Below are 20,725 nucleotides of genomic sequence, written 5' to 3'. Positions count from 1 at the left end.
AGTCATTAATAAATCCGTGGTAGGCCCTTCGTTAGTTAGAACAATACAATCCTCCCCAATGGGGTATAGGCTAAATAGATCGTTCTGGTCAAGTGGGTTGACCAGGAGCCATTTATCAGACAAGTAAATAGGATGTATACCTGTCCGCTGACGGACCCTGTCGATAATATCGGCAATGGAAGGACACCCAGTATCAAAGCGAACTTCCCGGCTATACACCATTATCGTTAGATTATATAATCTGAAATATGTCAAGAAAGTACTTCTACCACTAACAGGACAACTAGCCAACGCTCGTTAGCGAGCCAGTTCGGTGACGATAACACCGCTACCAGTCCGAACAAACTTCGGTTTATCGCACTGATCAGCTTGAAGCCTCAGGATGATGTCTACCTGCCGGTCTAGTCGATCGGCATCAGCGAGTCACCAGTCAGTTCATAGGCTCTTCTGGTAGCCAACTCAGCATCGATTTTATACCCGAGCAACGCGTCTTATCCGCGTTGAGCGTTACACGGCCTGAATCGTTGGTATTTCCTGCGCAAGTGTTGAGCAAATGAGTGGTCGTGCATTTCCAAGCCCCACGTATTTTTTTCCAGCTCAGGGCAGCTTTGGCAGATAGTCCCTTCGTTCAACATTGTTATAGGACCAGGTAAAAACCACCTGACATGATCGAGAATAAGTAACCACACTAAGTAAAGAGCAAAATTGGTTCTTTAATTTATTCTCGAAATACCCGCACAGCTTGAGACGACTTAGATCACAGATCGTGCGAATGCGTAAAGGGCAGTATGCCGGAGCAGCACTGTAAATCAACCGGGCATCCCATGGCGAACTCTTAGCAATGCTACTTAAAATCGATTGATATTATGTTTTTACTATGCCATAAGGTCCAGGTGTGGCGAATGAATATCAATTCTAGCGAGTGAACGTTGCGTTTGGGTCATAAAAACATAATTTTTTATATTTTACTTGTATTATATAATTTAACTCTCTAGTATCGCTGCCGTAATCAATTCATTACATGACGGCATTGCGTACACAAGAACGCTTGAGCGTATATGACTTCGCCAGGGCAACTGTAGAGACCCGGCTGCGCATTCCCTTTTTCCAGAGTCTGGTCCAGGCTGGCTTTCCCTCACCGGCCGAAAACTATATTGATCGGGTCTGCGATCTAAACGACCTCTGCATCACCAATGCCGAAGCGACTTATTTCGTTCGCGTCACCGGCGACAGCATGACCGGCGACCGCATCGAGCCGGGCGATATCCTAATTGTTGATTGCTCTCAGGAGGCCACCAGCGGCAAAATTGCCGTTGTCTGGTTCAATGGTGAACATACCGTAAAGCGTATCCAGTATGCTCATCCGCTGGTTGTCCTGTTGCCTTCCAATCCTAGATACCAGCCTATCTATGTACAGCCCAACGATGATTTCAGGGTGTTCGGCGTGGTTACCTTCGTGATTCAGAAAACTCGGTAATCATGCTGGCCCTTGTCGACTGTAACAATTTTTATGTCAGCTGTCAGCGCAGTTTTGACCCTTCGCTGTATGGCAAAGCGGTTGTGGTACTCAGCAATAACGATGGCTGTGTCATTGCTCGCAGCAATGAAGCCAAGGCCATTCCGATTAAGATGGGCGCTCCTCATTTTCAGCTTACCGAGTTGATCGAACAGCATCAGGTCAGAGTCTTCAGCAGCAACTACACACTCTACGGTGATATGTCGGCGCGGGTGATGGCCATTTTAAACCGGTTCGTCGAGGAGGTAGAAATCTATAGCATCGACGAAGCGTTCCTGAATCTGGATGGCTACGAACGGATTTATCCCGACTTGCAGCAGTTTGCCCATACCCTATGCGCTACGGTCGACCAGTGGACACGCATACCGGTTTCGATAGGCATCGCGCCGACCAAGACCTTGACGAAAATTGCTAACTACTACGCTAAGCGTCAGGTCGAACACAACGGGGTTCTGCTGTTGAACACCCCTGAGAAGATTACGGCGGCCCTGGCCGATTTCGATGTGGCAGACTTATGGGGCATCGGCTGGCGCTACGCCGGTATGCTGAAACGAAACGGGATCCGTACAGCCGCGCAGTTTGCGGCCCTCCCCGACGACTGGATCAACGCAAATCTGACAGTCAACGGGTTACGCCTGGCCTATGAGCTACGGGGTATGCCCTGCAAACTGCTGGAGCTGGAAGCAGCGCCCAAACAGACCATCTGTACGGCTCCCTCTTTTGGCAAGCTGATTCCCGATCTGGCCACCATCACGGAGGCCCTAACCACGCACGTCAGCCGCGCGGCCGAGAAGTTACGGAAGCAGGATTCAGCCGCCTGTGCGCTAACGATCTTCCTACATACGAATCGATTTCGCCGAACGCCCGGCAACGGCTTACCGGCCAAGCAGTACACGAATAGCCGAACGGCTATCCTGCCTCATGCCACCAGCAGCACGCCCGAACTGGTCCGCTACGCACAGGCGGCCCTGCAGGCGATCTATGCCTTTGGCTACGAATATCAGAAAGTAGGCGTCATCTTGTCAGGACTGGTACCGGCTGGCCACCGGCAACAGGCGCTGTTTACTGATGCGCCGGATCAGCGGCTGTCCAGCTTATCGAAAGTTGTAGACAAGATCAATCACCGGCACGGCCGCGACCGGGTCAGGCTGGCAAGCGCGGGCTATAGTCCGGAGTGGCATCACAAACGGCAGTGGATATCGCCAAATTATACGACGAGATGGAAGGAGATCCTGAGCGTTCGTTAAACTGCATCATCCGAGAATATCCAACCGAAGTTTTGTACAGCGATAGCAGCCCTGGCCTTCTTTTTTTTGATTAACCGTTTACGGATAACATCAGCCAGGTTATTGACAACTGGCATAAACGGTGCCCATTCTAACTGATCATAAACAGTGGGTTTTTCTGGGAGTGCAAAGCCAGTCGGTACAAATCCATAACAGGCATAAACCCGATATCTGAGTATTGCCTTAAATTCCTCGTGAGTGTCCGTCAGCTTAGCCAGAAAAACCGGCGTTACACAGATATTAGCCAGTGATGTATAGTAATCAGGCTCATTGATCGAATAGACATGATTGAACTGTACATCTTTAAACTGTCGATACTTCAGTGAATGTGTCCAAAGAAAAGCATCCTGACAACTTGTATTGTCACACAACACCAATTTTTTGTCTACCAGAACAGTACCACGCTGAGAGACAGCCGTTGCGCGGATTATTGGGAACAGAGCCCTGTTTCCTGTTTGAGCAACTGTTTCTGGGTGCGCGAAGAGCGTTAAACTGGCTAATGCCTGAGCGACGCCCCCATACGTTTTCTCTAATATTGATTCAAGGGCTGAAAAGCCACTAAAGTCAAAATCCTGAAGTGTTTTCATTTTAGAACATTCAGACATTCATCCGGCTACGAAACGCTACGGCAACACCTGTAACTAACCCTCTTGTCAGTTTGCCGGGATCAGTGTCTACGCCAACAAATTACAAGTCCCCCTCCCGAAGTAGCGTAAGCCGATGTCTTAACAAGGGTATAGCTTCTTCTAACCAGAAATTAGCACTCACAACACCGCTGCTCATGCCACCAAACTTGTATCGGGAAACCTGCTGTTCCTGACCAGGTTTTAGCTCCAGACCTGTCAAGTTGTGAATCAGCAACCGCAGTAGTTCTTTTAAAGCATCCGTCGATTCGGGTAGCATCAGCGTTTCTCCGGCCTGTCTGAGTTCAGCCCATAAGTACGGATCACCGCGCAGTCCCCATTGGGCAGGCTCCTTCCGGAACAGCACGGCCAGACGCTGATTCGTCGTCAGTACATCATAGAGGATTTTACGGTATTGCTGAAGCTGCTCGACTTGTAGGCTGCTCCCCCGATTACCGGCCACATTTAGTACCTTAATCTGGTGCTCAATCAACCAGACGCGTAGCGCATCGGCAGTTGGGTTAATGATGTGGGGCTTACCGGCTTTCTGGCAGGCATCAACCGTGAGCTTCGTACCACCAGTCAGTTCGCCAAACACGACGGTACCATCTGATTGCTGTACATTAGATTTGGTACGGGGTGGATAGTCAGCTGATATATGATCCGCCAGGCCGTAAACGTCGCGTAATTGGGTGTTGGGACCATCTTCGGTCAGAAACCCTTTAGGAGCTACACCGCCTGTTGGAATGCTGAGCGATTTGGCCACTTCCAGTCCTAACTGATCAATACCGGTTTGGCCACCTGATATAATGCGTTGAATCTTGACAACTCTCATTACTTGACAAGCTTATCCCACACCATCAATAGAGCGGCTAAGGACGTTTCAACCATAATATTTCCTTTTGCAATCAACGCTGGTAATTCAGCCACAGGAACCAGAATCTTTTCTATCACTTCTGCATCATTAAACTCTGGATCATATTCAAACCTCCCACCATTAGCAAAATAGATTTGTGTTCGTGCTGACATACGAGCGGGCTTTGTAATTAATGTTGTTACAAATTCGATATTAGTGGCAACGAATCCTGTTTCTTCTCTTAACTCACGAGCTATTGTCAAAGCTGGATCTTCGTTTTGCTCTACAATACCTGCTGGTAGCTCTAATACAAAATCTCCAAACCCATGTTTATATTGTTTGATAAGCAACAGTTCATTATCATCTGTAATAGCTACAATTGCCGCTCCATCGGGTACTTCTACGACAAAAAAGTCATCAATGACCCTACCACTAGGGAGCAGACATTCGTCTTGACGAAGCATCAGCCATTTAGAGGAAAATAGCTCCCTGGATGTCAACAGTTTCCATTTCTCCATGAGAAGTACTTGAGAGTAGTATCGTGTATTTTAATAAACAAATTAGTTTTGAAATTAGCTGATTCTGCTGGAAATATTTTAAGTATAATCGCATTTGTCATCACTAAAAGCCAAATTGAAGTAACTAAATAGTACATATATAAGCGAGCCTCCTGTATTCTTACAGATCGTAAAGTTGTTAGAAAACCAGCGAGAAGGTCAGTTACAGTTTTAGGCTTATTCTTCCGTGTTCTATTGATTTCATCATGTATTTGCTCTATATTGTCATCTTTATAAAAAAGAGCCTTAGTATCAATTCCTAAGTACAAATCATACAACTCAACTGCCTCCAGATTTTTTTCTTGAAACTCTCTCAATTTTTCAGTCGCTACATACCAGAAGTTTATTAAATATATTGAACCCAGACCAAGCAGTATAATGGCACCAAAGCCTTGGTTCTTGAGCTGAGTTAAGCCAGCCAATGTTAGAGGGAGAAAAATTGTTGTTACAGTCCAGATACGTTCATTATCTTTCAGGAATCGTTCTGAAGCTAATTTTTGAGTATTTTGAACTAATGGCTGCGCACCTTCTGGCTGTATTTTATTTAGTTGGCGTTTCAATCTATCCAAATGAATTGCATTTATTTCAGATTTTTTTTGCACAATATGATCATCCGATTGTTTTACTAGTTCTCTTCTCTCGCTAGAGGTAAAATTTTTTTTGATTAAGGAGATCCATTTCATAATGTTTCAAAATTTAAATGTGGAATGTATAGTAATCGTTATAAGCTTTAATTTCCTCACCCTACGCAACAATCTATCAAAGTAAAGTAGTACTACGTGAGCAGACGGAGAGTAAAGATGCTGGTTCATAAGTAAATCAGTGATGCGTAGTAATGGGATATCAAACTCACACCCGATCAAAACTGACGTCCTGATCGGCTTTCCAAGCTTCCAGTAACGAGAAGTAGTGGTCACGCCACTCTCCTTTCCTGCGGCTTAGTCTGTAAAAGCTGGCGAAATTCCGGCGGTAGTCTATGTCTTTTGAGACATCACAATTATGAAGTTGATCAAGAGTTATTCTGTATTGCCCAATAGGCTTTACTAGCTTTTGAAGTAGTTCGTCCGTGCGATCAGTGAGGATCGTCAGTAGCTCGTCGTTCGTCATATTGGCAAAATGGTGGGGAGTTGATCCAAGAATAGAAAGTATGAGCCACAATTGGCTAGACTGTCCTTGACGGGTGTTTACGGATTCCTTTTGTTCACTGATTAGATCGTTTTTTTACCTACTAAAAACTTTGCCAATCATGTCTGATTCCGGGTGGTTTTACAACCGACCGCACGTGTCATCCTGCTACATAAACATGCAGACCAAAGTCTTTTGGCGGTTAAGAATCAATGAAAGGGCAATAACACTCTACTAGCGAACCAGGGTAACCATACCGCTCAACGAACTACTACGACCATTACGACGAATGTAATCAATTCGAAATGGATATTGACCAGATAAAACCGGTTTCCCAAGATACGTACCGTCCCAGCCTGCGTCTGGGTCTTTAATTGAAAAGTTGGTTTGTAAATGTATTTTTTCACCCCATCGGTTGTATACAACCATCGTCTTTACTTCGGCTACGCAATCCCCGCCTACTGGTTTAAACACGTCATTGATGCCATCTCCATCCGGCGTAAATGCGTCAGGGAGGTAAAGATTGCAGGCTTCTACTACAACTGTTGCTTCTCCTGACCGTTGACAGCCCTGCCCATCCGTCGAAATAGTCAATTTGTACACGGTTGTTTCTGATGGGCTTGCCCACGGCGCCGGACAGCTAGCACAGCTTAATTGATCGGAGGGCGTCCACTGGTATTGATAAAGACCGGGAGGAACGATCGCTACCTGAAGTTGAAGGCTGTCGCCTGCCTGATATAGGCGGCCACCAGTTATTGTCACTATTGGATCGATCACCGACAGGGTTGTTGTTACTATACTATCGCAAAGTGGCAAGGGGCGGGCGAACCTGTCTGTGTATATCCCAGCCTGCTGATAAAGCGAATTAGCTATGTTGTAGCTGTCACCCGCACAAATGGTAACACTCTGTGCACGGGTAACCAGCGGGCGGATGCTCAGTATGGTCGTCACCACACTGTCGCATAGTGGAGCATTACGGGGAATGGTATCGATGTAAGTACCAGCTTTGGTGTAGACCGATTTATTAATTGTAAGGCTCTCGCCAGCGCATAGGGTTACGCTTTGGGTTGACTGCACCAGCGGACGAACAGTAAGGGTCGTGACCACAACGCTGTCACATACCTCCCCCGCCCGTTTAAGACGCCTTGTAAAGGTGCCGCTTGTACGAAAGGTCGTATCACCGATCACAAACCCCTCCCCTGCACAAATCGAAGCGGACAGCACGGTCGGTTTTCTTAGGGCCGGGACCGTATACGTGAGCGAAAAATCACAATCAGTATTCAGGCTGGAGAATGGGCGGATCCGGACCGAATACTGATCCCCTTCTTTTGGAAAAATGGTAATCGAGGGACTTATCGCCCCGTTTGACCATTGATACGCTTCAAAGCCTGCAGGCGCACTGATAACAAGTGAATCCTGACTCCCAGGGCATTTAGTTTGAACTGTAACCTCTGGTTTTATGCATTGTGCATCAAAATAAGCATAGCCATAGTGTCCGCCTTCCGTACAATCATTCGTTGTTACTTCAATGGTTAGAACCTGTCCTACAAAAGCCCGCAGATTTATAGCTCCTGTCGTCCAGTTACGATACCGTAAACTACCTTGCTCCTTGAAACCCGAAATTTGTCTGGCTGCGGATACTTCGTAATATCCGCAGCCTATTTCGCTACCCTTATCGGTCAAAACCCGTATCCGGAAAGCAGGTTGCTGAAAAGGCAGGTGGTTAGGGTCTTGCAATACAATAGCGAAGCGGTATTGAAAAATGGCATTATCGGGGGTAATGAATAGAGATGTTCGGATACGGTCGAATCGAGCTCCGCTGGTGCGGTTACCGATACGTAGGGAGTTCGTACTACCCGGCGCGACCATAGGCAGCTGAGCTGTGTTGATAACCGGATCATTACCATCACTAAGTTTGGTAATATAATGCCCATCGAGAAGCGTACCCGCCGTCTCGTTCATGAAGATGGTCTGGTTATTTTGATCCAACACCCTACCGTTAGAAAATACCCATCCGCCCCTGGTGCCAGCGTCAAAACCAATGCTTGAACAGTCTGCCTGCTGCGCAAACAGTCGTATTGGAAAAAGAGGCATCATCAGAAACAAAACCAACCTTTTCAACATGTTTTATTAGCTCTTGGCTATGATTTATAGCTATAGATTTCCCCGCAGCGGTAAACCGACAGGAAATTGTGCATCCGCGGATTGGCGAACGCTACTTAACACAGATTGTAGAAGTGCGGGGGCCGTACCCACCAATGACCGGCCAATGCGGTCGGTACATCATCCATGCGGAACCCGATTCATTAAAACAGGCTCTATAGCTCCTGACCTTTATGATTCGTCAGCTGGTTGGCGTTTTTTTTCTACCAGTGGCCTAAACACGTAGCTGCGGCTTTTGAGAGGGCAGTATCTATAATCAATTGAAATAGGTATAGGTACGTTTGCCGTTGGTAGTGGCCTTCTGGGTACCATTATAAATGGAATAGGTAACCTCCGTAGGATATCCCTGACTATTGTACTGATAGGAGTAGGTATGCTGACGGCCCAATGGTTCGGAGTCAGTTATGGATAAAATATTATGGTGATTGGAGACGCTTACCGACCAGAGCGGGTAGCTCGGATGCCCTTTAAACAGGAGATGATCATAGCGGCCACCGCCGTACAGATTATTCAGAAAAAATGACGTAAGTTCCAGTGGAGCTTTTTTATCATCGTAGACGTATGTCCAATAAAAGCTGTAGCCTGTTGCGGGGTAGGTCACTTTATAGCGGATGGGCTGGCCATCGGCGTTGTAGCTATTTTCGCTGATCCATTGAATGACCCCTTTTGATCGTATTGTTCTTTTGGCGACAAGGCCGTTCGTAAATGTATAGTCTACGTCGGTGTTTTGACTACCTGATAAGTACTCCTGGTACACGATGAGCTTATCATTGGCATCATAACCATATTTATAACGCTCGATTTCAGCGCCGGTTTGAGCAACTTTTCGGTAATCTGTTAAATGACCAGCGGTGTTATACTGGTATGTTTTTGATACTGTATAGACGGCGGTTTCCTTATACGATTCATCATAATTCTGCGTCATCGTTACTTTGCTTAATCGCCCATTCTGATAATCGAAATTCTCCGTCGATACTCGTTGAAAAGTAGCTGGGACAAAGTCAGTCGTTATCTTCCGCATCGTCAAATAACCATCTGAATTATAACTGTAGGTCATTTTCGAGGTGGAGCTGATCGTATTATCTGGCAGGTAGGTGGAGTAAGTTAGACTAGTCAACTGTCCTGCAGCGTTGAATTGTGGCTCTATTTGGTTATGACGGCTATCTGGCCAAAGCCCACTTTCAACCTGTCGCATCTGAATAGCCGATGCAGCAGGGAAGTTAGGTTTAACAGCAGGAGTGACGACCTGAGGAGGTGTTACGGCCGGCGTGGGTTCTTTTTTTGTTTCGCAGCTCATGGTTACGGACAAGAAACTGACCACGGCAAGACAGACCATCAGACGACCCGTTTGCGACGTTTCGACGTAATTGCGGATGTTAGGTTGGTTGTAATACATTGACTTTCTGCTTAGTGTGGATGTATGGGTGAAGTAAGTTGAGTTCACTGCCGAATCAATCGTAGCCGAGTTTGCTGTTTATCCGTTTTAGCACTGAGCAAAAAAATACCAGCGGGTAAATGCTCCAGGTAGAGCGACTCGACATGTTGTCCAGTTAGTTTTATCTGCCTCTGGTATAGACTTCGCCCGCTTAAGTCGATGAGCGTTAAGGCAATCCATACGACTTTACCAGATGGGCTGCTCAACCGAATTTCAACCCGTCCAGTGCTAGGATTCGGAGAGGCCACTACGCTAAAATCGGAGCCGAATACGGGGTCACTGGTAGCGGTTATAAGGTTCACTGTCACTGCCTTTGATACCGCCGAGCAGCCATCTCGGTTAGTGGTTTGAACCACGTAATCGCCCGCCTGTGTGGCTATATGGGTTACCTGTACAGCACCAGGGATGGGAGCGTTGTTCCGTAACCATTGTATGGTTGAACCGGCTGCTACTGTAGTTGTGAGGATTGCCGTTTCACCCGTCACAATGGCCGATGAGCTAGCCGTTACCGTGGCTGGAGCCGGGGATGAGCGTTGGGTAACAGTTACTGGAGCAGCTACCCCTTTGCACCCCCTTCTGTCGGTCACTTCAACGGTATAGTTACCTGCAGCTACAGCTGTATAGCTACTAGTATTGGTCCCAGTAGTAGTTGTTCCCTGTTTCCACTGGAAGCTGAGCGGGTCCGTGCCATCCGATACTACCGCAGTTAATGTTGTAGACGCTCCCTCACAGAAAGAAGTGGACCCAGTAACACTAACAGGCAATCCTGCTGACTCAGTAACTGATTGGGTTGCTGACACCACACAACCCTGTGCGTCTGCGACCTGAGCGACGTATGTACCGGCTTGGGTAACAGTCAGGCTGCTACCCTTACCCACTTCAGCTCCCGCCCGTGTCCAAACAACAGTAGCAGGTGCGTTTCCGCCCGAGACTGCCGCTGTCAATACGGTACTGCCGGCCGTACAAAGACTAGGCACTCCCTGCATATTCACAGACAGTCCTTTACAGTCTACGACGCGGTATGTGAACGTTCGAGAATAGACGTGACTACGTGTGCCATTTTCATCGGTTGCCCAAATGCCCAGCGTGTAAGATTGACCGGCAACGAGTTGTACAATGTCTCCAGGAACGGTAAGCTGAACTGTTGTCGCTGGCGTGGGTAAATTGTAGCTATACTGCCCAACCAATGTACCGGAATTAGACGGGGTGTACGTATAGTCGACTTTCACAATCCTGGCCGGGACTGCCCCAGACCGAACGTTGACCAAACGAAGATAAGTATGACTCCATCGATTGCGGCTATCTTGTGTACGGACAAAGAGTAGGTGATAACCGTTACTTAGCCCTTGCATTGGAATGGTCAGATTAACATCAGCATCCTGGCCTACACTGGTTACACTGACCAGTGTGTTCAGACCATGGCCTTTGTCAGTATCCCAGCCATATTCGAGCTGGCGGATTTGTGCCTGTAGGGTTATACCGAAGCCTACCAGCAGCAGAGTGAGGAGGAGCGTACGCATGATCAGTTCGCCCCCCGGATTTTGACGCTGATAGTCAGGCCCGAAGCCGCGGATCCGGATCCGGGTACGTTCAAGTCATATAGTATTGGGATCGGTGGTGTACCCGATAAAACGTAAGGCTCCGAGCCGCCGAAAATACCTGGCTGGGTGCCATTGTAACCAGCCGCGATATAGGGCGAATTGGCTTTGATTCGGTATCTGCCGTCACTACTGGTGCCGCCAACAAACAGGTCAGCGGTTTCATAGATCCGATTACCATTATCAGTGCCGAACTGTCCGTTTTGCGCTAAATTGTTTTGCATGTTAGGCGACTTAATGTCGACTTTAGCATCCCGGTCGATTAAAATATTATTACGAAATGTTCCCGCTGATACTTGCCATGTGTAGGTTTTGCCAATCAGAATGTTGTTGTCATAGTTCACATAAGCAATCCCGGAGGCATCGTTATCTATGATACTGTTAGTTACAGATATATCACCCCCAACAGCAAACCCACCAATGCTAGTGATATGTGACATGGCGACTTTACAACCAGCAGCGCGGTTAAAGTATAGCTGATTCGCTTTAGATCGTATGATATATACGTTGTTTGCAAAAACACTAACCCTAAAAGTTACCTCCATACCTATCAGATAAGAGCCTTTTGACTCAACCTCGAATGTTATCGAAGAAACTTTTGCGCTCGCAACAACACTATTCACCCCGTTATTTTCACCCAGAAAATAACCAGGGCCCATAATGATCAATCGTTTGGTGCATGTAAAAAATTCATATTCTTTACCGGACCCTTCAACCATCAGTGTGTCACCGTTTCTGACACTTACATGATCGTGAGCCGATTTAATTTCGGTAAACAGGCGCCCCGATATATTCTCCGTTAATCCGTTATTGACCCGAAAGACAGTGGCTGAAGTGATGCCGATGGAAATCCACAATGAAATAGCCAGAGTGAAGAGAAAAGTCGTCTTTTTCATGATTTATAAGAACGATTAAGGATTAGTGAGTACGTACTGATTCGTACTACCACCCGTTTTAGGGCTGCTTGTGGTGCGGGTTAAGTCGAGTTGATTGTCGTTAACGGCGTTGATTGTGAATTCAATTGTCCCGCTGGTACTGGTGGGGATCGGACTTAAGCCCTTTAGCACCAATCGCGTATCGGTTTGCAACTGATACTGACCGGTAAAGGTGCTTCCCTCGTAGTCGGTGAATGAAACGGCGGGTGGGCTACTCAAGTCGAGTCGGAACGAGTCATAGTTGCGAATGTTGCCTGCACCCCCTTTGGTGTAGACAAGGCTGCTATTCTCTTTGACAGTCTGGGCGGTCCAAACGCGCTTGAGCTTATCAGATCTGGACTCGACGTTTTGTGGGCTACAGGCCGGCAAACTCATTATGAGTAAAAAAGTCAGGACATAACTTTTCCGGCAACGACTGAGCGCTTTTAGATTCATAAAAAAAGGTGTGGATAGAAGAAGGAAAATCGGCAGGAAGGAGAGTTTGACTATTTTTTCACCTTCCGCAACGAGAAATCATAAACCTTAATAGACGACCCTTGCTCACTTCCTTTATTGTAGAAAAAGACATATTCGCCAGCTGGTACGTCTTCTTCAAAATAGACTTTGTACAAGCCAGTAGCTAGCTTCTTGTAGCGAAAGGGGATTGTCGTTGCGCGGATGCCGCTCTCACTGGTTACTGCAGACTGACGACCTATGCTGATCTGCCGCCCCCGACTACTGACATTGGCTTTGACCAGGACAAACTCATTTGGACTGGATACTCCTCTCCAGGTGCTCTCTGCCACATCATCGATTTCTTTCCGGGTCTGGCCGAATACGAAATAAAACACAGGGCGTCTATTATCTTCAATGATAAAGTTGGCCGACTTATTGGCTAACCCTACCCGTTGCGTAGTTCCACTTAATCCGCCAGTTCTAAAGTTCAGTAATGATTCATACACGGATCCCGATTTACTTAAATTGGTCGTAGTTGGATCAAGCTGCAGGTACTCACCTTTTGCTTTGTATTCTTCATAATAGATTCCCGTTTCAGGAAAGTCTGTCAACACTGGAACCGGTAGGTCAACAGGGCGGGTGGATTTTGTGTTTGCCACCGACTCTTCCTTTTTGGTCGGTGTACTACGCCCCCCCTCTTTTGGTGATGCTTCTTTGGATGCCGTAGGTACTGGATTCATCATCAGTTTGACTATCCCATCAGGAACCTTGGCTGTTTTTAATTCGATCAATCCCCCTGGACTTAGATCAAAATCAGTTTTTGACGACATGATCATTTTAGTAATAATGTCGCGCGACACTTTGGCCGAGTATAGATCGATGATATCCCGATTGCGTACCGTAGGCAGCGGAGCCGATGATTGTATCATGGTACTGATAATCAGGTCAGGAACGGTAGCCTGCTTCAGTTCGATTACCCCTTTCGTTGTTAAGTCGAACTGACAGGCACTACCGCTGATTTTTCCGACTATCAGCTCTCGATCTATTTTAGCTTGTACCATAGCTATGACGCTTTGGTTCTTAATCACTTCCTGGGCCCAGGACTCTGAGCCTACACACACCAGAATGAAAAAAAAATGGTAGAACAGTTTACGCATGATGAAAGCCGTTAGTTATTGTTATACGTTGGAAATCGACATGAGTTGGTAGGCGTGTCTGTTTTCTATACTGTCAGTACATCCGGACTTATCTCAATCAATAGCGCTACTTTTTATTGGCTCCGAGCAGAAAAGTCCGTGTAATGGAGAGCAAACTTGTTCAACAGTGGCTGAATAATCCATGCGTTTACCTGGTAATCTGGCCAGGCACTATAATGAGCTAACTAATCCCGTACTACAACCAGCCAAACCGCCAGTTAATTTGACTTCAACCGTACAATCGGCAACCGTTCCCAAAGGGTGGTTCGATAAGCTATCGTAAGTGGAATAACGGAGTCTGCAATTACTACCGACCGACTCGTTACAGCGTCAATATGGCCCAGGTTAACGATGTGCGAGCGGCTTGTTCGGACAAACCAGTTGCTGTCTAGGTAGCGCATAAAATTCCCTAAATGCGTTGATACTGAAACCTTTTTACCATTGATCATGTGTAGCGTGACGTGCGACTTGTCCCCTTTAACGTAGCCTATATCCTGCTGCCTTAGCCGGTCGTAACGCTTCATGTTCGGAATGAATAATACACCCTCCAAACTATAAGTAGCCAGTGCCGGCACTGACGAGGCTGCTTTCGGAGCGCCATCGGTTTTTGCGTAACTTTCGTTCATGTCGACTGGAATGGATAGAAAATGATAACCCATGTCGTTCGTCGCCGGGTTTCCATGGCTTGTACCTGGTAGATACCGGTTTCGCCGGTCGAGGTAAAAGGGTTACGAAACTATTTTCACAAACACCTCCTGCAACATGATCTGTAAAGACCATCACTCGCTCCCTTTTCTGGGTTGGCTAATTCGGCTCGGTTTGTTTCTGTCACTTATGGGTATAAGTACATCCGTCGATGCTCAGCCGATATGGTTGGCGAAGGGCGACAGTGCAAACGCTTATTTAGCAAAGAAGGATTATGTCAGTGCGTATGCCATGGGGCTGAGGGCGGCCCAGATAACCAAACCAACACCGCAGGCCGATTCAGTATGGTCTTCCGTGTACAGCATTGCCGGACAATTACCTGACTCGGTATCTATAGCAACTGCCATAAAGGCCGGCACTTACTACGTGTCAACGAACGAAGATGATTTGGCACGTACATGGCTCCTGAAGGCCTTGAGCAAAGCCGACCATCTTCAGTTGAGGTCTTATCAGTACCAAAGCCGGGTCATGCTGGCTAAGATAGAACTCAGAAAACAAGCCTTTGACAAGGCAGGCGCCTTGTACATATCGGTGCTGAATGATACTACGGCAACAGAATATACCACCTATCAGATAGAGGCACTGCTTGGTTTGTCTGGCGTCTGCGTTTATAAACAGCAGATAGACTCCGCGAAATTTCTTAGTCAGAAAGCGTTAGTGGCAATTAAAAAACTACCTGGTTACGAAAAAAGTCGATTGTATCCGATAGCCAAGTCTCAGCAAACGTTGCTGGCTTTATTGGAAAATGACCTAACTACGGCGTTACGGGAGAGCGAAGAGAGCTATTCGGTTGCTAGTAAGATCATGCCGAATGACCCCTTAATTATTGGTATCGCTTACCAGTACGCATACATTCAGGGTGACATTAATGATCAGAAAGCACTGGACGCTACAAGATTGGCCAGGCGGGTACTGAATCAACAGCCGAATCATGTCAGACACCCCCACTACCTATATCTGTACGCTAACGAAATAGCCCTGCTCAGGGTGCTTGATCGTAATCAGGAAGCCGCCCTGCTGGCTGATTCAGTGCTACAGAAGCACCCCTTAGACGAACTGATAACGTTTGCTGGTGCCGATAACCTGTTGTCTCGCATTACCCAAACTTACATAGGGGCCAGGCGCACGACTCCTTTGGAGAAGATTGTTCAGAAAGTACAGGAATGGGTAGTGAACAAGAGCTATAAAGAGTCACTGAATCCTTCTTTTCTGTACAGCCTGCTGGGTAGATACTATCAACACACAGGCAACTATGTTGAAGCGGTCCGCTGTCTGAAAGAAGAGTGGCGGCTGGATTCGCTGGCCTACGGGGGTAATCAGATCAATTTCTCGCTGATGAATCGACTGGCAACCTGCCAGGCAAAGGCCGGTCAGCGGGCCGATGCCTACACCTCATTCAACCGGCTAGTCACCGATTACGAACGTAACATCCGCACGAATATTTGGTTAATGAGCGATGCCGAACGCGATAATTATCTGCAGACAACAACTGTCCAAGGTCTTTTTTGGCACTTTTTACATCGCAGGAACCCTGTACCCGAAGAAATTGAACTGGCCTACAATTACAAATTAATAAACCAGGGAGTACGGCTTCACATGAATCGGACGATTAACCGATATCTGTACAGGCAAAACAACGGCCATGCTGGCTTGCCCACCATCCGGCAACTGATGGAAACGCGCATCAGACTGTCTGACAGGAGATTTAATGGCTCAGCTGAACAACGGCAGCAATGGCAACAACAGGCGGATTCGCTGGAGCGGAGTATGGGAGGGGAAGCCATTGCACTCAATCAAGCCCTCAGGCCGGTACGCTGGCAGCACGTGCAAGCTAAATTGAAACCGGGTGAAGCAGCTGTTGAGATAGTATTTTACACAAACTACTCGCGGGGTGAAGAGGTCTCTGACTCAAATGCCTATGCAGCCTTCCTGATTCGACCCGGATGGATAACCCCCCAAGTAATTTCACTACCCGACCCTGCCAGCCTGGGGCACAACGTGAATAGTAACCAAACAGGGGGTAGACTTATCCAGGATTATTATCGAAATATTGTTTTCTCACCCATTAACCAGAAAAGGGTATTCGAGCAGTTCTGGCAACCTATTTCTGACGCGCTTGGCCCCGTTAATCGGTTGTATATGGCCATGGATGGAGGCTATCAGCGTATAAACCCCTGCACCATTCAGAATCCTCGCACAAAACGATATATATCCGGCGAAGTGGAGATTGTCCTGCTCAATTCAACGCAGGATTTACTGGCCAGCCCACAACCGTCAACGAGTCGGACTGCTGAGCTCATCGGCCATCCAGCTTATACGCTTAGCCGACTCCCTGTTACGTCACAACAAGACAAGACCAAACGTAGCCGTCAGAGTAGACTGCGCAATGGAATAAAACTTGACGAACTGCCTTACACAGAAATTGAAGTTCGGCAGCTGGCTAAACTGTTCAGGTCGTTTCGGCTACAAACCCGGGAGCGGCTTGACACAAGCGCTTCGGAGAAAGCTTTTCAACGTATGCAATCGCCTAAAATTCTTCATGTAGCGACCCACGGTCTCCTGCGCGATTCATCCAGTCAGATTACGTCTGGTTCACTGCTCAACTGCGGCTTAGCCCTGGCTGGTGCCGCCGATACAAGTCAGCATAAAGATCATACCGATGGACTACTGACGGGCTATGAGGCCAGTTTGCTTAATTTGCACAACACCGAACTCGTCACACTCAGTGCCTGCGAATCCGGGGCCGGTGATTATGTGGAAGGGGAAGGAATCAATGGCTTACAGCGCGCTTTCCTACTGGCTGGTGCCCAGTCGGTGCTGGTGAGCCTGTGGAAAGTGGAGGACCAGCTCACCCAGCAATTGATGAACGACTTCTATCGCTTTTGGCTGGCGGGGGCGTCCAAACCGCAGGCGTTGTATAAAGCTCAGGCTGTTCTGCGTCGGCAACATCCTAATCCCTATTATTGGGGCGCCTTTGTGCTACTTGGTCAATAAAAATGGTAATACACAGTAACTAGTAAAGCGATGCGTTGGATTTGTATCCTGATCATAATCACAGTGACGGCTCAACCGGTTTTGGCCCAACCAGTCACCCTCAGCGATAAGAAAGCAACAGCCAATCAGGTGCTGGAGCAAATCGGAGCGGCCTATGGGTATAGTGTGCTCGAACTGCCTAAGTTGGTTATGCATGCGAGGAATAAAAACAATCGTCGAATCGCTTATCTGGAAATGATTGCACTCAGGCAGCAGCAATCGGCCACCCGAATGGATCGTAGCCGCCTATTCATGGATGAAGAGCTATTTGACATCTGTATGGCGTTAGACATTGAACGAGCCAGGCGTAAAGGGACGACTTTATCATTTGTCCTCTCGCACGAGATAGCGCACTTTTACCACCGTCATAATACGTACCGCAGTTTCGCTGACCTCAATATCGGGGTCATGCCGGAAACGCTATCGCGTCAACAAGAAAGTCAGGCCGACCAGACGGGCCTGCTGTTTGCCTACTTAGCTGGTTATAATCCTGAACCGATGCTGGATGCGCTGTTCGACGCGATATATACTCACTATCGTTTAGACGATAAACTCTGGGGGTACCCAACCAAATCTGAACGGCAGCAAAATGCCAAATTACGGGCTACTGAGTTTAGCGTATATGGACACTTGTTCGCTCTGGGACAGGCACTCTATTGCCGTGAACAATTTCCCGAAGCGGCACGCTGTTTTGAGTACGTATTCACCCGTTATCCGCTCAAAGAAGCATATAATAACTTCGGGGTCTGCCGGTTACAGCAGCTGACCAGATTCCGAAAAAAAGATAACATCAGTTACTTTGCCTTACCTTTTGAAGTTGATCCCCACAATCGACTACTCGGCTTAAGTGAACGCAGCGGCACAGTTACCTCTTCCGAGTTGGCCAGTTGGTCAAAAGAAGCAGACGCGGCTTTTACAAGAGCCATTGAGTTGGACGTCACCTATAAGCAAGCTTATCTGAACCAGTCGATAGGTGCCTTACTGGCCAACAATACATTTCTGGTGTTGGGTATATTGACGACGATGACCCAAAAAACTGGCCAACCCCTCCCACCGAATGGCCATTTAATCAAAGGAATGGCCTATGCAGCAATGGCAAACTGGCCTAATGTTCAACAATGCTTTGACCAGCCTGGTACCCAGCGGGCCTATCAGATTGCTTATAACAAGCTGGTTGCTCAGGCAATTCGCCAACATAAACTAGTCACGCTGAGAAAAACCTGGCAGCGACTCCAGACTCGGCCCTCTGCCCCCCAGTTGCTTTATTGCCAGACCAAGCATGTGTTACTTCAGGAAATTGATCAGGCACCAGCTTCGGTCCGCTGGCCGGGTAATTACCTGATGGAGTTGACCTCTGATCCCCCCCCGTTTATCAGCGTTGATTCAAAACAGGTAGGAAAAGCTTTATTCTTCCGTGTCAAAATGGGCGACAGTCTCCAGCCTCTTTATTTCGTTCGTCAATTATGATCCACTCTCAGAACCTATAGCAGATTTACCGAACAGGGGTCAGCGGTAGTCGGATTGAGCGACCCTGCTCAAGCATATAGGTACGATTGCCCACCTCAAGCTGGTAGCGTATCTCTGACAGACTCGTCAGTCGTAACGGGTACTTCTTCCACTGATCAGGATCGACAGCAAAAATGCGGAGCGTATCAAGCTGACTGAAATCGTAGCTATTTTCAGGAGCCTGGATAATCTCCCAGTGAATGGTACCGACTGCCAACGTATCGTTGCCAGCGAGACCAAGCTGGTTGTTGCCCAATCTGTACAAAGTTGCATCACCGTTGGTAGGGTCACCACTACCAGGTTGCCATGGCCGCCAGATTAGCCCTATACCAAGTAGCAAAAGTACCGAAGCAGCCGCAACCCAGCTCATCGGAAAAGCGGTTTGTCGGTCAGTGACTACTCGATTACGCTGCCGAGATGCCCAGGCCGCCCGGCGTTGTTGAATGCCTGCTTCAAGCAAGGTCTGCCTCAGGCTATATTCTTCCCGAAACGATCGGTCGGTACGAAGCAGTTGTTGAACAACCATTTCCTCATCTGTACTCATGGGATAGCCAGTTACATAGCGATCAAGTAAGGATTCTTTTTCTTCAGGAGTCATAGCCATATCGTTTGAGAACGTTACGAAGCAGGTTGTTAAAGGGTACTCTGTGGTTGCGCCCCCAGTATGATCGTTCCACGTAAATGGGTTCAAAGGCGGGGGCATGGGTGGGATAAAGATGAGCCATGACAGCCGCCGTTTCTTTCCAGCTTAGCCATTCCATCCACCTCTTTCGAACGAGCGTGTCGAGAGGGGGCTCTTTTTTAGGATAGATGTCCAGGACTTCCTCTACTATGTCAAACACTTCTTTTTCGGGTTTGTCAGTCAAACAGGCACTAGGATCAGCGATCTGCGTCAGTATTGACTCGGTCGGCTCATCGTCAGGGCTGGTTTGTATGGCATCCCGCCAATGCTTCTGCTCTTTCCGTTCGGCATTGTTCAGTCTGTACCGTACAGTCTGCTTTAACCAGCCCAGAATGGTCGTTGCATCGTGCTTCAGCACAGCGGCTCCCTCCGTTTTGGCGCGTGTCCAGAGTAACAGAAGAGCATCGTGTGCGTAATCGCCCGGCTCGCCTAACGCCTGGGGCTTGCCATACATCTCTTTGCGGGCAAACGACAGCAAGGGGGGGAGATAGGTTTCCATAAGATAATCTGGCGCCTGCCCACAACCAGCGCGAATGCGCTCCAGCAGGTCGCTGTCGGCCAAACGCCGGTAGGGATCACGCCAATCTTTTCGGAGAAAGAAATCCATGTATTCAGCCATTTACAGTTGTTTCTACTCCCTATTTTCCGGAAGACACCAAGTATCTCATAAATTAGAATAAAAAACCAGATTGACAGCTACAACTGCCAATCTGGAAATGGAAAGTTTGACCTCGCTGTACGCCGTCAGGATCATTTACCGCCACCCGGTCCACCGGGCTGTACCGGTGGGTCACTCATACTCATCGTAGAATCAGCTACCACCGATTTGTCGGGCTTGATAGCTACTTCGTGCTGGCAGGCAGCCGACAGAAACAGGATTGACAGGGCAAAGCCAGCCCGGCACCAACGGCCCGAAGCCGTGGTTAACAGGTTCTTAATCATGTTAGTAGGGATATAAAATGAATGATTAAGAGTGGGTACTGGCGCCTTCAACCGACTCTGCTTATCTTGTCTGAGACGGGCGATATATCTCCTATTTTTTTTTGCTATTTTTTACTTTTCCCCGGTAAGTGT

18 protein-coding genes are annotated in these 20,725 nt (G+C 47.7%); 4 read left to right on the top strand and 14 right to left on the bottom strand.

What is annotated here, in order from left to right:
* Positions 1 to 1,021: 1,021 nt before the first annotated feature.
* Together EQG79_RS09340 and EQG79_RS09335 are read left to right on the top strand one after the other, a co-directional pair.
* Positions 1,022 to 1,477 (top strand): LexA family protein, encoded by a 456-nt coding sequence (locus tag EQG79_RS09340; RefSeq protein WP_129601293.1) that lies wholly within the window; start codon positions 1,022 to 1,024, stop codon positions 1,475 to 1,477.
* 2 nt (positions 1,478 to 1,479) lie between these two features.
* The gene (locus EQG79_RS09335; protein ID WP_129601292.1) at positions 1,480 to 2,763 is read left to right on the top strand and encodes a Y-family DNA polymerase; all 1,284 of its coding nucleotides are present in this window, start codon (positions 1,480 to 1,482) and stop codon (positions 2,761 to 2,763) included.
* Here the strand turns inward: EQG79_RS09335 and EQG79_RS09330 are convergent.
* From EQG79_RS09330 to EQG79_RS31600, 11 genes are all read right to left on the bottom strand, one after another.
* Complete coding sequence (locus EQG79_RS09330; RefSeq protein WP_129601291.1) at positions 2,760 to 3,389, bottom strand: hypothetical protein; 630 nt, start codon at positions 3,387 to 3,389, stop codon at positions 2,760 to 2,762. The genes EQG79_RS09335 and EQG79_RS09330 overlap by 4 nt on opposite strands.
* 100 nt (positions 3,390 to 3,489) lie before the next feature.
* Positions 3,490 to 4,260: a YpsA SLOG family protein gene (locus tag EQG79_RS09325; RefSeq protein WP_129601290.1), complete on the bottom strand. Its 771-nt coding sequence runs from the start codon at positions 4,258 to 4,260 to the stop codon at positions 3,490 to 3,492.
* Positions 4,260 to 4,745, bottom strand: a complete 486-nt coding sequence (locus EQG79_RS09320; protein ID WP_165358866.1) for an NUDIX hydrolase — start codon at positions 4,743 to 4,745, stop codon at positions 4,260 to 4,262. The genes EQG79_RS09325 and EQG79_RS09320 overlap by 1 nt, the downstream gene beginning before the upstream one ends.
* Positions 4,746 to 4,777: 32 nt before the next feature.
* On the bottom strand, positions 4,778 to 5,521 hold the full coding sequence (locus EQG79_RS09315; RefSeq protein WP_129601288.1) for a hypothetical protein: 744 nt from the start codon (positions 5,519 to 5,521) through the stop codon (positions 4,778 to 4,780).
* Between the two features lie 676 nt (positions 5,522 to 6,197).
* Positions 6,198 to 7,925, bottom strand: coding sequence for a T9SS type B sorting domain-containing protein (locus EQG79_RS09310; protein WP_165358865.1), 1,728 nt, complete (start codon positions 7,923 to 7,925; stop codon positions 6,198 to 6,200).
* A gap of 457 nt (positions 7,926 to 8,382) precedes the next feature.
* Positions 8,383 to 9,522 carry a hypothetical protein gene (locus EQG79_RS09305; protein ID WP_129601286.1) on the bottom strand — a complete coding sequence of 380 codons (1,140 nt, stop codon included), beginning with the start codon at positions 9,520 to 9,522 and terminating at the stop codon, positions 8,383 to 8,385.
* A 44-nt stretch (positions 9,523 to 9,566) separates the two neighbouring features.
* Positions 9,567 to 10,547 carry a T9SS type A sorting domain-containing protein gene (locus EQG79_RS31605; RefSeq protein WP_394343306.1) on the bottom strand — a complete coding sequence of 327 codons (981 nt, stop codon included), beginning with the start codon at positions 10,545 to 10,547 and terminating at the stop codon, positions 9,567 to 9,569.
* A gap of 536 nt (positions 10,548 to 11,083) precedes the next feature.
* Positions 11,084 to 12,055 (bottom strand): hypothetical protein, encoded by a 972-nt coding sequence (locus EQG79_RS09295; RefSeq protein ID WP_129601284.1) that lies wholly within the window; start codon positions 12,053 to 12,055, stop codon positions 11,084 to 11,086.
* Positions 12,056 to 12,070: 15 nt separating this feature from the next.
* On the bottom strand, positions 12,071 to 12,529 hold the full coding sequence (locus tag EQG79_RS09290; RefSeq protein WP_240699320.1) for a hypothetical protein: 459 nt from the start codon (positions 12,527 to 12,529) through the stop codon (positions 12,071 to 12,073).
* 50 nt (positions 12,530 to 12,579) lie between these two features.
* A complete protein-coding gene (locus tag EQG79_RS09285; protein WP_129601282.1) occupies positions 12,580 to 13,686 on the bottom strand; it encodes a hypothetical protein in 1,107 nt (368 codons plus the stop codon).
* 257 nt (positions 13,687 to 13,943) lie between these two features.
* Positions 13,944 to 14,249 carry a LytTR family transcriptional regulator DNA-binding domain-containing protein gene (locus EQG79_RS31600; protein WP_394343305.1) on the bottom strand — a complete coding sequence of 102 codons (306 nt, stop codon included), beginning with the start codon at positions 14,247 to 14,249 and terminating at the stop codon, positions 13,944 to 13,946.
* Between the two features lie 238 nt (positions 14,250 to 14,487).
* Here EQG79_RS31600 and EQG79_RS09275 point away from each other — a divergent pair, with 238 nt between their 5' ends.
* Positions 14,488 to 17,424: a CHAT domain-containing protein gene (locus EQG79_RS09275; RefSeq protein ID WP_129601280.1), complete on the top strand. Its 2,937-nt coding sequence runs from the start codon at positions 14,488 to 14,490 to the stop codon at positions 17,422 to 17,424.
* A 30-nt stretch (positions 17,425 to 17,454) separates the two neighbouring features.
* Positions 17,455 to 18,930, top strand: coding sequence for a M48 family metalloprotease (locus EQG79_RS09270; RefSeq protein ID WP_165358863.1), 1,476 nt, complete (start codon positions 17,455 to 17,457; stop codon positions 18,928 to 18,930).
* Positions 18,931 to 18,955: 25 nt separating this feature from the next.
* On the opposite strand, the gene EQG79_RS09265 is transcribed toward EQG79_RS09270, so the two are convergent.
* From EQG79_RS09265 to EQG79_RS09255, 3 genes are all read right to left on the bottom strand, one after another.
* Positions 18,956 to 19,567: a hypothetical protein gene (locus tag EQG79_RS09265; RefSeq protein ID WP_129601278.1), complete on the bottom strand. Its 612-nt coding sequence runs from the start codon at positions 19,565 to 19,567 to the stop codon at positions 18,956 to 18,958.
* Positions 19,557 to 20,258, bottom strand: a complete 702-nt coding sequence (locus EQG79_RS09260; protein WP_129601277.1) for an RNA polymerase sigma factor — start codon at positions 20,256 to 20,258, stop codon at positions 19,557 to 19,559. The genes EQG79_RS09265 and EQG79_RS09260 overlap by 11 nt, the downstream gene beginning before the upstream one ends.
* A 143-nt stretch (positions 20,259 to 20,401) precedes the next feature.
* Positions 20,402 to 20,593 (bottom strand): hypothetical protein, encoded by a 192-nt coding sequence (locus EQG79_RS09255; protein WP_129601276.1) that lies wholly within the window; start codon positions 20,591 to 20,593, stop codon positions 20,402 to 20,404.
* Between the last annotated feature and the right edge of the window lie 132 nt (positions 20,594 to 20,725).

It is taken from the genome of Spirosoma sordidisoli (assembly GCF_004138325.1).
In the GTDB taxonomy this organism is placed as follows: Bacteria; Bacteroidota; Bacteroidia; order Cytophagales; family Spirosomataceae; genus Spirosoma; species Spirosoma sordidisoli.
The sequence above is the reverse complement of the archived record's forward strand: the minus strand, read 5'-3'. Positions and strand labels throughout refer to the sequence as shown.